The sequence below is a fragment of the Prevotella sp. genome (genome assembly GCF_051059605.1).
In the GTDB taxonomy this organism is placed as follows: Bacteria; Bacteroidota; Bacteroidia; order Bacteroidales; family Bacteroidaceae; genus Prevotella.
Map to the genome: position 1 here is coordinate 1441243 of NZ_CP050883.1, position 15655 is coordinate 1456897.

Genomic DNA, 15655 nt, shown 5'->3' on the forward strand with positions numbered 1-15655 from the left:
TGCCAATGATTTGGCTGGCTTTATTTTTATCTTGTCAAACTGAATTTTATACTCAATCCGAAATCACGTGTAATTGTAGGATAGCTGCTACTACTCAACAATGGAGTGTTACTTTGATGATCGTAATAGAAACTCATAGTGAGCATCCTTGACAAGGTATAGTCAGCTGCAAAACTAAGTTTAAATGCGGTATTGCCACTGCTTGCATTACTCATCATGCTTGCAATATCTCTCGTTATCGCAGCCTGATTACGATAACTTATATCAAGACGAAGATTAAGATCATGATTTAATCCACCACGTCTGCTATTTGTTGTTTCCCCATTCTTATCCTTCTTATTTGAAACAACTCTATGCGAGTTCGTTCCAAATAGACTGAAATCACTAATCTTATATCCAAGTCCTATTACCCAGTCCTTGCTCAAAGCCTCGTTCACCTGAACACTTGTCATACTAAGGCTCACACTCCTTACAGTGCGATATTCCAACTTTGCAGTAAGATTATTGTTGAATGTCATATCTATTCCTAACAATGGAGAGAAAGCCTCATTGATACTCACAGTAGACACATTAAACATACTACTTGGGGTAGGATTACCAGTTTCGGTATCAGTAATAAATCCAAGTCCATTCATATACTCGGCAAAAGTACTATATGAAGAATAGGAACCTACTGTATAAATACTTTTGTATGAATGATTGATATTGAAACTCTTGAACACATCTCTGAACCATGGTAGTCTTACCAATCCTCCATATCTCAACGTCCAGTTTGGTAGAAGCCTAGCCAATGAAGGAAATAGTTCCAGACTGTTACCGCCCATACTAGTATAAGCTGATATAAAAGCCGGCACCATAACATCTGCGCTATATTTATTAACAGTACCATTCTTTACATCGAATACCTTCCCTGCCAATGAAGTGTTTTTGGGATAAACAGCACTTGCATATTGCGCTTCCACACGACTGCGGAATGCATCAAGTAATCCACAGAATTTATCAAATGTATTGCTATGGTATCCATTATTGGCATTTCCTATTCCCTCAAAAGAACTACCTATTGATATTGTTGTCATTGCGAAAGTTCCGCTTTGAGTTGTTGGCATTCCAGCATACATATACTGTATACTGCGGGCCTTTGTTGAGATGCGAGTTGCATTAAGGTCAATCTTTAAATCTTTCAAAGGTTCCAAAGTCGCCCTTAACTGCAAGTCCTCCGTTATGTTACTTGTTGCCGGCGTAGCGACAGAGTCATTCTGCAACAGCCAACCACGTTCATAAGACTTATTTACATAAGAATCTCCTGTAAGTCCGAATGCGAAATCAAGTCCGGGAGAAAGCAATCCATTTCCACGATTCTGTCCGAATGCGTCACCTACATTTGGCATAAATCCCGGCAATGACATCGAATACTGATTGCGATAGCTGATGCTTACGTTGCGCACCATCATCATAACCCGAGCAATACTCTGTGCTGTTCTATACCATTTATTATTTTCGAGTGGCATCTTTGTGGTAACAGTTATCTTCAGGTGCAAAGCAGAATCAACCTTATTTATTATCCGTATTCTGTTATTATCTATCTTTTTGTATTTTAGTTTATAACTATGCCCGTCGCGTGTTCTTGCTGTAACAACTATTCTCTTGCTCTTCTTACCATGAGTAACTACTGTTGCAGTATCAGGGAGAATCGTTATCTCACTTTCAAAACTATTCTTGTTTTTTGGAAGAGCTTTCTTTGTTTTGTCGTCACCATTATTCTTATTCATTCCCCCCGACGCATTTCTAGGTTTCATACTAACTCTACTGAAAGGTACAGATGTTCTGTCGAAACGTTCATTGGCACTTTTTAAGAACGGAATGTGATTATACAGTTTTTCCATATTAAACGTACCATTTATATTCAGGTTACGATTATTCGTTATCGTATTTCCTAAACTTGTTCCATCATCAAGTTTAGTACCTCTCACCCAAGTATAATTTGCAGAATATTGCGCATCAGACATTACCCAATCGAAAACAGGGATTAGATTCAATGGCAACTGATATGACAAAGTAAAGTTCTGCTGATAGTCAAGCGGAGTACCCATGTGCTTTATGCTTGTCCACACAGAGTCTTTCCAAGCCTGATAATTATCAGCATATAGTTCCTTGTTTATTGGAGTATAGGGTTCTTCAATCTGTGCCCTTGTAGCACTTTGAAAAGTCATGTGGATATTTCGTGTCAAATCCCATCTCAGCGTGAAATCACGATTCCAAAGGAACTGTTCACTGAACGTTACCGGAATAGACGAATTTTCGGTACTCTCCATGTCTCGTTCCTGAAGTTCATAGTAGTTACGTGTCATTTCACTGTTGAAAGCTATATTCTGTGGCAACCAGTTTATTCCCATCTTTTTGAATATGTCAATCCATTTTGATCGGCTCTTCAAATCTCTGAAAGGTTCCCAAGTCCTATACACAGGAGTCCAACTGTAGTTCATTGCCCCACGCCAGTTATCTTCATTTTCATATACAGTTGTCTCTCCGCTAGTATGAGTATGAGAATGACTGTAAGAGAACGAGAAGTTAGCTGGATCATAAGGCATAGGATGCTGCTTTGTCTGTATTCCGACACGCACATTTGAAAGAGAAAAGTTTGTGTTAACAGTCTTCTTTACAGCAATATTTTCAATGCTATCCCTTTCTAATTTCGTTGCAGCCGATCCCAATGCGTCATCAAGTTTCATATCGGTGTCAAGCGGATTATATCTTGGCTTATTTTTTTCTTTTGTTACAGAATAGTACAAGGGAGCAGTCACCTTAGCTTTATCAGGAAAGAATTTACCTAGTTCTACATTAGTAGTAACACTGTATGTTGAGAAGTCTTCCTGTGAGCGCTGCATCACTCCATCTTCAAGTCCACCAAATCCGTCACTTACATATTTTCCTTGAACATTAACATTACCCAAGTCTGATAACTGCACATTCAGATTACCATTAGCAGCCCATCCGCCTTTATTGTTATAATCTTTAAGTCGCAGTTCGTTTACCCACACCTCACCACTTTTATTGTCTGCTGATAGATTTCTCACACCGATAATCATTGTCTTCACCTCCCCCAATGTTGGATTTCCCATAACCGATACCTTATTGGCGGGTTTATCATTGTCATAATCAGTGAACACTCTATTGAAATTAGCTCTTCCCTCTGCCTTTGCTATATTTCTTTTCTTCTTTATGTCAGTGAAAATAGATAGCGGAATATCAAGCATATTGCTTTCAGGCCATACTGCAATGCGATCTATGGTAGAATTGTTCTTATATATTCCTGCCGGGGTTAGTTTAAGCGGTATCTGATATTCATAATAATTATTCTTGTAATCAGAACCTAAACGAATAAACACAGCCAGCTGCCCATCTGTAAGGTTAGTATTGTTCTGCTGTAATGCGTTTGCATGCACAAACATCTGTAACTTTTTGTATTGTCTCAAGTCTATAGTCGTATTCTTGTAAACAGCTTTAGACTCTCCGTTTGACAGATTATCTACAGTAACGTTCAATGCCTGTTCATTACTTTCCACAAGCTGTGGTTGAGTAGGATCCTGTTCACGGCTTATACCTGGAGGCAACACATAGTTTACAGGAGTCTTATCTCCATTTTCTTCTATGCTTACCGAACTTACAGTCGATGTTCCCGAACTGCCAGCGTTGTCCAGATTCTGTTCATATTGTCGCCATTCACCACGCACGAGATTAAGGCTTCCGAAACGCAGTACGATAGGGTGCTTGAAACCAGCGAGAAACATTCTCATAAACCTTATACTAGTAAAACCAGAAATAGAACCGACCCGCTTTTGGTATTCACTAAGTGGAATACGGAACTGATACCATGTCACGTTTTCTGTTTTTCCATTTCTTAGACTGGCACTAGCCTCACGCTTATCTACAATATAGTTATTACCCACAACCATATCCTCTGGCCTCATAGACACATGATACTGGTAATACTTTTCATATTCGTTCAGTGTATAGTCCTGATTTATGTCTTCTACATCAGGCGTAGTCTTGTATGATGTGTCATAGTTCTCTGAACTTGAATTACTATCAGGTGAGTTTCCCTGAGGGTTGTTAATATACTTGTATCTGTCTAGAATACTGGTTTCCTTTCTGTCATAGTCACTTCCTCTGAAATAATGGTAATCGTCATTTGCGGGGTCGTTGTATATAGAATCCCAAACGGCTGCGCTCACCTTTCCTTGTATAGATGACAAAAAGCTCTGATATGACTGAAAACTTCGTTCCTCAGCATCATTCAATCCGTTAAATCCAACATCCTGTAATGCCCTTGCACCGCTCGTTGTAGCAAAAGCGTAGGTTACAGCATTTCTAGTTGGAATTTTTCCCCATTGTGTAGTGGTATAACTGGCAGAACCATCAACAGGCATTCCGCTTTCATAGAATTTCTTTCCATCACGCAATACATCTTCAGAGACCTCACCCAAGTTAATATAAAAATCACCACCGTAATCAGATGCATCTGCTTTTTTGTTTGTATAGATAAAAGGGTCCAGAAGCCAGAACTCCACGTACTCTATGTTAGCCTGTTCAAAATCATTTGTATCAAGTTTGCGCATCATTCCTCCCCAATGTTGTTCTGGATTGTTTAATGTGCCGTCAAAGTTAATGTTTGTATTGAAGTTATATGGTCCACGTAAATTTGGATAATATGCTAAGTTTAGAACATTTAGTGTAGACAATGTTCCATTATAATTACTTATATCCTTATTTGGATATAGCTCTCTTGTAGGAACCTCGCGCACATAATGATTTGACAACTGTTCCAAGTCGCTCTTTATATGTGAAGGAGTTAGCGAACTGGTTCGGCGTGTAAATAGTGGATCTATATCATACCATGCCATAAGCGAGCGATTATATCCACTAGCCAGAGTTTTCTTATCATTGTATTCCGGAAACATCGAAGGTACACTTGATATAATCCATGAAGTTGGTGTAGAAACATCAATCTTATTGGTAGTATTCTCAAAATCATCAAGATATGAAGCGTTATCCTGTGTACCGTGATTATTTCCGGCTATAAGCTGAGCAAACTCTCCAGTAAAAGATATCTGTGATGGCTGGGTGAGATGCAGAAACGGTAGTTTGTCGAGCATATCTGTCAGCCATTGGCTCTCTTTTTTCCAGTTAATGTTCAGTCCCCACAAAGTGTTATTAAGTGGTTCAGAGCCCATTGTGACCTTGTTGGTAAGTGATTGTTCCGACAAATGCTGTAATGTTCCGCTTAATTGGAACTCACGAGAGAAGTCGTACTCCCAATTCATTCCAAGCATTGTCTTGCGCTGCATGCCATAGTCATTGTTACTCTCCAGCGACACATTTACCGCTGTACCTGCATCAATGATACTTTGATTTAATATCGTTACCTCTCCAGCACTGTAGTCCACACTGTAGTCTGTTCCTTCGGTAAGTTTCACTCCTCCTGCTGTTACAACTACCGACCCATTCGGAATATTGAATGCACCCAACGATATCACGTTGGCAGACGATCCTTTGAACTGTCCAACAAGATTAAACTTGTCTTTTTCGGCTATCTGCTTTGCTGTAGTCTTTGTACTGTCGTAAAGTTCTGTGAATGCGTATTTCTGAGCCACATTCGCAGCAACGCCTTTGCTAATTAAAATATCGTATAAATCCTTTCCAAAAGGTTCTGGTTCTGGAAAAAATACACGCCCATTGTTTACTGTGTAGCCTTGAACATAATCAAAATATCCATTGCTCTGCGCCCTATTGTTATTGTCTAGTCGGTCTGCGCCTAAAAGTTTGATTATAGGAGTGCTTTTCACCTGACTTTCTGGAATATAACTAAGATATACTCCTGTTGTGTCGCTCTGATATTTCACGTCAAGTCTAAACTTTGTCTTCTCTATCGTGTCGCCAAGCTTATAAACGTTCTTCATCATCAATGCCCAGTTTCCCTGAGAAGGACTGTTACTCGTATTCTTGAGCGACTTCACAAACAAAGCCTCATTCACATCTGTGCGGTCACTAGCAAATTCACCAACTTGATATGTAACTCCACCATAGGTATATTCATAAGCAACAGCCACAACCTGATCAGTGTTTATTCCTGTGTTAAGACTCACATATCCTAAAGCTGAATTAACGCTATATTCTGAAGAACTCAACAGTCGTGCATTCTCCAGTTTCTCATAATCCGTACCTCCTACAAGTCCTCCAGCATCAAGCACTGTTGATGTCTGGTCAATATCTCTCGCCGAAACCAAAGAGCTTACCAATGTAGAGTATTCGGTATTGGCATCGTTTGCAGGAACATTCTTTCCAGTCGTATTCCACAATGATTTATTTGAAACACTTATGTTCTCACCAAGATCGGTCAATGCCACAATATTTCGAGTGTTGCTTGTCGCTCCAGTCTTATTTGTAACCCATATCTCCACACGGTTGATATTTACTCCTGTTGTCAGATTAGGTAGGGTCTTCATCCCCGAAGCATACTTCTTTCTGAAATACTGAGAAAGAAAGAAGTGACGGTTTTCTTCATAGTTGGATACATCTATATCAAAAGGCGTGAGTTGTACCCCACCCTTACTTGATACGCTTTTTGATGAACTTTTTTTCTGTGATGCGACAAGCTGCATCTTCAGTTTGCCAAATTGCAGATCAGTTCTTACTCCGAACAATGATGTTGCCCCACTCACAAGCGAAGAATTAGAAGGAAACGACACGTTGCCTGCCTCTACAAGTTTAACTATCTCATCTTCCTTTCCCTCATATTTAAGCTTAAGATTTTGAGCATCGTAATTAAAAGTAGCATCAGTATTATAATTCAGGTTCAGGTTCACCTTGTCACCAACCTTTCCATTCACATTCAGATTAATCTTCTCGTCGAAGTTCATCGTTGTTGTGTTCCTTCTGTTTATTGTAAGGGCAGGGTTATCAACCTTCTTCTTTGTAGCTCCGAATCTCAGTTCAGCTGTTCCTTGTGTCTTAATCCTCACCCCTCCAGCTCCGAAAATTTTTTCTGCAGGTCCCAAGTCGAAGTGCATGTCACTAAAATCAAACTGATCCTTCCCTTTAGCCTTATATATCTCATTATTCTTTTTTCGGAAGAATGCATGCATCTCTTGTTTTTCGCTCCAGTCATTGTATTCACTTCTCGTCATCATTACTGGAGCACTGAGGTAAGTTCCTCCCATTTTCTTACCAAAAACGTATTCGTCAAGCGTATCGTTATACTGTATGTTTTGTCTTAGGTTAAAGGGTGTCTTCAAGTCAAGACTACTGCTATCAAGGTCATGCCATGTAATTGGCAAAGTGCGCTGCACCCTCCACAATGCTTTTCTACCAGTCTTGACAGAGTCATCATCAACGCCTGACAATCTGGTGTTTTTAGTAGTGTCTGCTGAATTATTTTGTTTCTTTGTGTCGTCCTGAATATAAGGCATGGCGATTGAATAGCTTACGCCAAAAAGCGCAAGCATAACTACAATCATACAAAAAAATCCATGTCTTGTTTTCATTAACAAAGAATATCATCCACACTGAAATAAATAGTAAACAGTCTATTTTATTCTCTTCAATCCTTCCTTTACAACATCTTCCACAGCCCAGTCAGGATGTTCTGTCATAATCCCTACAACAACTTTAGCAGAAGGTGCCGGCGAGAATCCAAGCATTGTTAATGCTGCAACAGCCTCATCCTTTATACCATTATTCATATTCATTCCTCCAGCATTGCGACTCACGTGCAATTCGTCAGCAATACCACTTGCTACAATCTTGTCTCGCAAGTCAATGATTATGCGCTGTGCTGTCTTCAGTCCTATTCCCTTCACTGTCTTTATCATCTTATCATCACCGTTGGCAATAGCATTACAAAGTTCAGATGGACTCATTGACGATAACATCATTCTTGCAGTATTGGCACCAACTCCTGACACAGTGATGAGAAGTCTATAAAGTGAACGTTCCTGCTTGTTAACAAAGCCGAATAGCGTAAAATTATCATCACGTCCTCCTGTTACAAGAGATTCATGCACATACAGTTTTATCGCTTTTTTACCCTGAATGGCACTATATGTGGTAAGTGATATATTCAGAGCATACCCTACTCCCGCAGCCTCTACCACAGCCAATGCTGGAGTAAGTTCTGTCAACTCGCCTTTTATATATTCTATCATGTTATGTTATATTTTATTTATACTTAATAATAACGCACACGCGCACATGATTATTGTATAGTCAGTGAATAAGAGTAGCTATATGTTAAAGCATAAAATATTTTACGCATAAAGAATTAACATCAATATAGAAAGAGAGATATTACTATTATGATTCATAACTTTTTGTAGAATTTAAGATAAAAAATCCACCAAAATATATTATTTTTCAGCAGAATAATGTAATTTTGCCAATAGGTTATAATTTTAAGTAAAACTTAACAACAATAAAGAACATGAAGAAGATTAGAGCAGCCGTAGTTGGTTACGGCAATATTGGACACTTCACTGTAGAGGCACTTGAAGCAGCTCCTGATTTTGAAATCGCAGGTATCGTACGTCGTAACGCCAATCAGGCTAAACCTGTTGAACTTACTGATTACGAAGTTGTAGACGATATTACAAAGTTGAAAGACGTTGATGTTGCTATCCTTGCAACTCCTACACGCAGTTGTCCTGAATATGCTGAGAAAATAACAGCTCTAGGAATTAACACCGTAGACAGTTTTGATATCCACACTAGTATCCTTGACTATCGCACAAAGCAGATGGAGAACAACAAGAAGACTAACACTGTAAGTGTTATTTCTGCAGGTTGGGATCCAGGATCAGATTCTATCGTACGTGTACTCATGGAAAGTCTTGCACCAAAGGGACTTAGCTATACCAATTTCGGTCCGGGTATGTCTATGGGACATTCAGTATGTGTACGTAGTAAGGAAGGAGTAAAGAATGCTCTTTCTGTAACTATTCCTCTTGGTGAAGGTATTCATCGCCGTATGGTATACGTTGAGTTGGAAGACGGAGCTAAGTTGGAAGACGTAACAGCAGCTATAAAGGCTGATCCATATTTCGCACACGATGAAACTCATGTATTCGCTGTTGCATCTGTTGATGATGTACGTGATATGGGACATGGTGTAAACTTGGTACGCAAAGGCGTTTCTGGAAAAACACAGAATCAGCGTTTTGAGTTTAACATGAACATCAACAACCCAGCTCTTACAGCACAGGTCCTTGTAAACGTAGCTCGTGCTAGTTTCCGTTTGCAGCCAGGATGTTATACTATGCCTGAGATTCCTGTTATTGACATGCTACCTGGCACTCGCGAGGAAATTGTCGCAACACTAGTATAAAACCACACTTTTTATATACACAGCGGCGCATGAAGATAATATTCATGCGCCGTTTTCTTTTATGTAAATCAAAAAATAACATAAAAATAGAACACATTGCTATTAACATGTCGATTATATTTTTTACTTTTGCAAAATCACTCAGGTATTAAGGTAAATAAAAGTTTTATCAATTTTAAATTAGGATTATTATAATATGAATAAAAGATTCAATGCAATTGTAACAGCTTTGTCTGCTTGTGCAATGATAGCAGTAATGGTAAGTGCCATGCCTAATGACAATGTAATTTCACGTGAGAATGATACCGTAATTGTAAATACACAGCAATTAGGTAAGAACATCAAGGGATTCAGAGGTAACACTCCTATTAAGATTTTCATCCGTAAGAATAAGGTTGTAAAGATTGAGGCTATGCCAAATCATGAAACTCCTCAATTCTTTGGCAAAGCAAAGACTTTGCTAGATCAGTTTAATGGTCAGACTGTTTCAAAGGCTGTCAAGATGAATGTTGACGGAGTAAGCGGTGCAACCTATTCTTCAGAAGCACTGAAGAAAAATGTAAAGCTAGGTCTTGAATATTACAAGAAGAATAAATAACATTTTCGTTATTTTATCAATATAACTTAAACGTTTTAGCGATATAATTTGTAAGTGGGCTGATTTCCGCCTCTACTAGAAAAAGTTTTTTCAATGTCACTAATGTCACTTTGTCACAAACCCTTTGTTTATAAGGGATGAGCGAGTGACATTAAGTGACATTATCAGTTTAAAAGTGACATTAAACCCTAAATCATACCTATTTTTTGCGAATTTTCACCAAAAATGCGATTCCATTATTGGTACTTTTTTATCCAAGACTAGGCATATATATTTCACTATATGTTTATTATGGTATAAGCATCATTAAGAATAATTTGTTTACATACGCTGAACAATGCTCTTTTTCATGTTGGGTAATCCAATTACCCAACGTAGGTAATCGAGTTGTTCACGTTAGGTAATCCGATTACCCATCGTGGGTAATCGGATTACACACGTACTTGGGTAATCGAATTGACTATGACTGGAATAGGTATACACATTTGTAGTTATACATTCTGAAACACTATACATATTTTTTAAACCCTTACTGATATACTTTACGAATACTGAAATCCTTTACAGAAACAATTGATATATTGAAATCTTATTACAAATCAGTTTAATATGTACATTTCTCTTACAAAGTTAAATAAAATTCCTCTATACACAAATACATTCCCATGAAAAACACCACGGTGGTTTGCCTTGCGGCTGGAGGCGTGAAGCCTCCAAAGAGCAACTACCTAAATTGCATTCTCATCTCTGCTGGAGTCTTCATACAGTTACTCATGTGTGGCCTTTTGTTATTATAGAAATTAATAATGGAGCTTATAATTTTCCTTGCATCCTCTAAGTTTTTAGGTCTGTCCATACGATACAGCCATTCCTGTTTGATAATCCCATTCACTCGTTCGGCAATGGCATTGTCAGTAGGTTTGTAATCCTCTGTCATGCTGATCGTGGCAGAAATGGAATTAAGTCGTTCCACATAAGCATTGCAACAATATTGTGAACCTCGGTCTGAATGATGTATAAGTTTGCTTAAGTCTGAATTACCAGCTTGCTTTATAGCCTGCTCCAAAGCTGCTATAGTATTGGTAGCCATAAGCGTGTCGGACAATGTCCAGCCGATTATCTCGTGTGTAAAGGCATCAGTGATAAGATGTAGATAACACACACCGTCTTTTGTTTCTATATAAGTAATATCAGCAACCCATAACTCATTGGGAGCAGTCGGTATAAAGTTCTTGATCATATTCTTGTACTTGTGATAATGGTGATTTGAATTTGTCGTATGCCGTTTACGCTGGGGCTTGAGCATAAGATGGTGAAAATGCAACAAAGCGTAGAATTTATCCCGCCCAACCATCTTTTCTGCATATAACTCCTTAAGCATGATAAAGAGTTTGTATGCTCCTATGCCTGGAGCTTCATTGCGTACTTCTCTGACTATACTGATAGTTGTAGTCTCTGTCAATTTTCGTTTTTCCAGCATCTCCTTGCTTACTGAATAATAGCCTACACGTGTTTTACCAAACAGCCCACTCAGACATTCTATTGATAGATTAGAATGTCTGGTGCGAAGGCTATTTACTGTTTGGCGCCAGCTTTTTTTAATAAGTCGATTCCGTAATCTTCCTTGCCTATTTTTAATAACTCATTAAGAGCTTCATTGCGAAGTTCGGAATACTCAAGAGCTTTACGAAGGCAAGATATCTCATACTCAAGTTGCTCTTCTTTTGTCTTAACCAAAGCTGCTTTGGCTTCATCTTTTTTCTTACGCATACTCATTACCTTTTGTATTGTTGTTGTTGACAAAGATAATGATTTATTGGTTAAGGGAAACTCTTTTTCCCACAAATGTAAAGAATGGGCTGCCAATATCCCATATTTGCGAGCAGTAAAACCATATGACAAATCATGCTCATACATGTCTTTTAATACTTGAAGCTTGAAGTCACGACTGTAACTTCGATGTTCCTTTTTTTTCTTTTGATTTTCCATCATTTAATTGTTAAAACGATGTATACCTTTTCTGTATTAAGTCAAATTACCCAATAATTGTGATAATTTAGGTAATTGTTTATTTACTAAAGCTGTAACCATATCTATAATTTTCAAACTCTTTTTCTCTCATGCGTATCCATTTTATATGACAGATTTACAATCAATTACTATCGTCTAAAAATGTATCTTTAAATTTATTAGGATGAATGACAACCTATCTGGTAAGATAAGACAACTTATTTAAGAACAAATGTAAACCTATTCAGGCTAAAAACTAGTTCAAGTTAGCATTGAGAAGTATAAAAGGCACATATTACCCAAATCATATTTATAGAAAAAACGCCAAATATAGGCATAATCTAGAGTTTAATGTCACTTTTAGACTAATAATGTCACTTAATGTCACTCGCTTATCCCTTATAAACAAAGGGTTTGTGACAAAGTGACATTAGTGACATTGAAAAAACTTTTTCTGGTAGTGCGTTGCCTCTAACCCGAAAAGATGTACATTTGTTCTTAAATAAGTTGTCTTATCTTGCCGGATTAGTTGTCATTCATTCCAATATGGTTGTCACCTTCCCTAATTAGTTGTCGGTTGATGAAAATTTTGTCACAAACATTTTTTACTATCCTATCATAAATTTTCTTCTTTTTATAATAGGTATATTTCTACGAAACATTCGTAAAATGTTAAAAACACCAACATTTACACACTTTAACGCATATACTATTGCTTTTATTACGAAAGTTTCGTAGATTTGCGACATTGATAATAAAAACATATAATATAATGGAAAAACTAACAAAGCAAGAAGAAGAAGTAATGAGATATGTTTGGAAGTTGGGCCGCTGCGCTGTAAAACAAGTAGTGGATGAAATTCCAGAACCGAAACCACCCTACACGACCGTTGCTTCTATTGTGAACAACTTGAAAAGAAAGAACTTCGTAAAATCTGAGCGTGACGGTAAAGGATATCTTTACACTCCTTCCATTGATGAAGGTGAATATAAACGCCGATTCATGAATGGCTTTGTACATGACTATTTTAAAAATTCGTTTAAAGAAATGGTTTCGTTTTTTGCTAAAGAAGAAAAGATATCAGAAGATGAACTGAAAGATATAATTAAGGAAATAGAGAAAGGAGAATAGAATATGGCTATATACCTATTAAAAGTAAATATCGCTCTGATTCTGTTATATGGATTCTATCGGCTTATGACAAGCAAAGACACATTCTTTGCATTGCGACGTGCCACTCTGTGGACAATATATCTTATATCATTAACTATTCCATTACTTAACATTGAATACTGGATTAAAGACTCCGATACCACAGTTAGTATGGCAAACAGTTATGCCACAAGTATATTACCAACAATGATGACATATGCCAATGCTCCGTCAATAACATGGAAAGACATTATACTATATGTTTATATAGCCGTGGTAACGATCATGTTGCTAAACTTTATTTTACAGCTTGGAACTATCGTATATATGGCATACAAACATAAAAGAATAAGCATCAATGGTACGATGCTGTACATACTGAAAAGCAAAGACGGACCATTTTCTTTCTTCAAATGGATATTTGTAAATACTGAAGGACTATGTGATGATGAACTTAATGAAATAATAATACATGAACGCACACACGTAAATCAGTGGCACTCTTTTGACAGCATAATGTCGGAACTGTTTTGCATATTCTGCTGGTTTAATCCTTTTGCATGGTTAATGAAACGTGATGTACGTATTAATTTGGAATTTTTAGCCGATGAAAGTGTTTTGGCTGAAGGCAACGCGCGCAAAGCCTATCAGTATCACTTACTTGGTTTGGCATATCATTCGTCAAAAACGAATATTGCCAATAACTTTAATGTTTTACCTCTTAAAAAAAGAATTAAAATGATGAACAAACGTAGGACTAAGGAAATAGTAAAGACTAAGTATCTGCTTTTTGCGCCACTTGCTGCCGCATTACTTTTTGTAAGCAACATTGACACGGTAGCTCGTTCTCTAAGCGAGAAAATTCCTGAGATTGCAAAAATATCAAATGCAACAAAAGGATTACTTGAGTCAGGAGTTACCGAAAGCAAGGCTGCAACTGTAGCAGACTTAGTTAATAATGCTGTTGATAATCAAGCCCGAGATGCAAAGATTATCAATATAAAAGGAACTGTTGTTGATGAAAATGGAAAACCGATACCTGGTGCACTTGTTATAATAAATGGTATTAAGAAAGGTTCTGTATGTGATACTAAAGGAAACTTTTCTTTAAATGAGGTCTCTGATGACAACACAATTGATGTACAATATGTAGGCTTTGCTGATATGACATTCCGTGCAGGAGATGCTATAAACGGAATGAAAATTACTTTAAAGAAGGACAACAGTGACTCAAACGGTGAAGATAAAGTTTATGATCTCGTAGACAAGATGCCAAGTTTTCCAGGTGGTAGTGATAAGCTATCGGAATACTTTACCAAGAACATAAAGGATCCAGAAAATTCCACAAAGTCGGGTGTTACTGTTGTTGCATTCACTGTTAACAAAGACGGCGCAATTTATGGTGCTCATGTTGTACATAGCTTAGATTCAGAATTGGACAACGAGGCTTTGCAAGCTGTGAACAATATGCCCAACTGGGAACCTGGCACTAACAAAGGTAAGGCTGTCAAGACCATGTTTACCCTTCCTGTACCCGTAGGCAAAGTAAACCCAGTAACATTTCCAGAAAAGAAAAACTGCAAATACCTAATAGATGGTAAGGAACTACCAGAAGGTCAGGATATTAATGATATTTTAAAGCCAACTGATATTAAATCTATTGCAGTAACGAAGTTTAAAGACGGCAAAGCTAATATTGATATAAAGACATTTAAATAAGATATTCCATTTAAATCTCTTTTGAAAAGAGAATATTGTATTGTTTAAATAGCGAAATGGCAGTGCCTGAGATTGGTACTGCCATTAACTAAAAATCATTAATTAATTTGTTTCTTAATCTTTATATTGCTATTTTTGTAATATAACGTAAAAAGACTTTACATGATTAAAATAACAAATGCTGTAAAACAACAAGCTGACAAAATAGCAAGGTACATCATGTTGGCGATGAACCATGAATGTTGCAAAAACTTTGCAGGTAGCTCACATACGCTTGAGGATTTTCACAATATGATGACAAGACTTGTGGCAAGAGAGGACTCACAATATTCATATAAGAACACATTAGTAGCTTTGGATGAAGATTCAGAAGCTGTTATTGGTGTATGTGTAAGCTATGATGGAGCAGATCTACATAGACTGAGAAAGGCTTTTATAGAAGAGGCGATAAAAGAATTCGGCATTGACTACTCTGGAATTGACGACGAAACGGAGAAAGGTGAGCTTTATATAGACAGCTTAGCTGTTGACGAAAGATACCGCAATATGGGGATAGCCTCTGCCCTATTGAAAGCTACTTGCAAAAAAGCAGAAAGTCTAAAGATCCCATCAACAGGATTACTCGTGGATTGTGGTAATCCAAAAGCAGAACAACTATATAGCAAACTCGGCTTTAAATATTTGAATGATACCGCTTGGGGAGGACATGAAATGAAACACTTACAAAAAGCGAATCACTAATAAATAATAGTCAGATGTTTTTCTATTTATATAAAGACTGACGAATGGACCATTTTGG

At 37.5% G+C, this 15655-nt stretch carries 9 protein-coding genes; 5 read left to right on the top strand and 4 right to left on the bottom strand.

Features of this window, described 5'->3' with window-relative positions; genetic code table 11:
• Positions 1-26 precede the first annotated feature (26 nt).
• Complete coding sequence (gene sprA / locus HEQ28_RS05960; RefSeq protein ID WP_434504232.1) at positions 27-7541, bottom strand: T9SS outer membrane translocon Sov/SprA; 7515 nt, start codon at positions 7539-7541, stop codon at positions 27-29.
• A 42-nt stretch (positions 7542-7583) separates the two neighbouring features.
• Positions 7584-8201: a Holliday junction branch migration protein RuvA gene (gene ruvA / locus HEQ28_RS05965; protein WP_434504233.1), complete on the bottom strand. Its 618-nt coding sequence runs from the start codon at positions 8199-8201 to the stop codon at positions 7584-7586.
• Positions 8202-8476: 275 nt separating this feature from the next.
• Here ruvA and HEQ28_RS05970 point away from each other — a divergent pair, with 275 nt between their 5' ends.
• Entirely contained in the window at positions 8477-9376 is a 900-nt protein-coding gene (locus HEQ28_RS05970; protein ID WP_434504234.1) for a diaminopimelate dehydrogenase, read from the top strand.
• Between the two features lie 196 nt (positions 9377-9572).
• Positions 9573-9974, top strand: a complete 402-nt coding sequence (locus HEQ28_RS05975; RefSeq protein WP_434504235.1) for an FMN-binding protein — start codon at positions 9573-9575, stop codon at positions 9972-9974.
• 724 nt (positions 9975-10698) lie between these two features.
• Here the strand turns inward: HEQ28_RS05975 and HEQ28_RS05980 are convergent.
• A complete protein-coding gene (locus HEQ28_RS05980; protein ID WP_434504424.1) occupies positions 10699-11613 on the bottom strand; it encodes an IS3 family transposase in 915 nt (304 codons plus the stop codon).
• Positions 11550-11966: a hypothetical protein gene (locus HEQ28_RS05985; protein ID WP_434503891.1), complete on the bottom strand. Its 417-nt coding sequence runs from the start codon at positions 11964-11966 to the stop codon at positions 11550-11552. Before HEQ28_RS05985 ends, HEQ28_RS05980 begins: the two co-directional genes overlap by 64 nt.
• Before the next feature lie 790 nt (positions 11967-12756).
• Here HEQ28_RS05985 and HEQ28_RS05990 point away from each other — a divergent pair.
• The 3 genes from HEQ28_RS05990 (at position 12757) to HEQ28_RS06000 (ending at position 15597) form a co-directional block, all read left to right on the top strand.
• Positions 12757-13116, top strand: a complete 360-nt coding sequence (locus tag HEQ28_RS05990; RefSeq protein WP_207154596.1) for a BlaI/MecI/CopY family transcriptional regulator — start codon at positions 12757-12759, stop codon at positions 13114-13116.
• Positions 13117-13119: 3 nt separating this feature from the next.
• Positions 13120-14856 (top strand): M56 family metallopeptidase, encoded by a 1737-nt coding sequence (locus HEQ28_RS05995; protein WP_434504236.1) that lies wholly within the window; start codon positions 13120-13122, stop codon positions 14854-14856.
• 162 nt (positions 14857-15018) lie between these two features.
• The gene (locus HEQ28_RS06000) at positions 15019-15597 is read left to right on the top strand and encodes a GNAT family N-acetyltransferase (RefSeq protein ID WP_434504237.1); all 579 of its coding nucleotides are present in this window, start codon (positions 15019-15021) and stop codon (positions 15595-15597) included.
• Positions 15598-15655 lie beyond the last annotated feature (58 nt).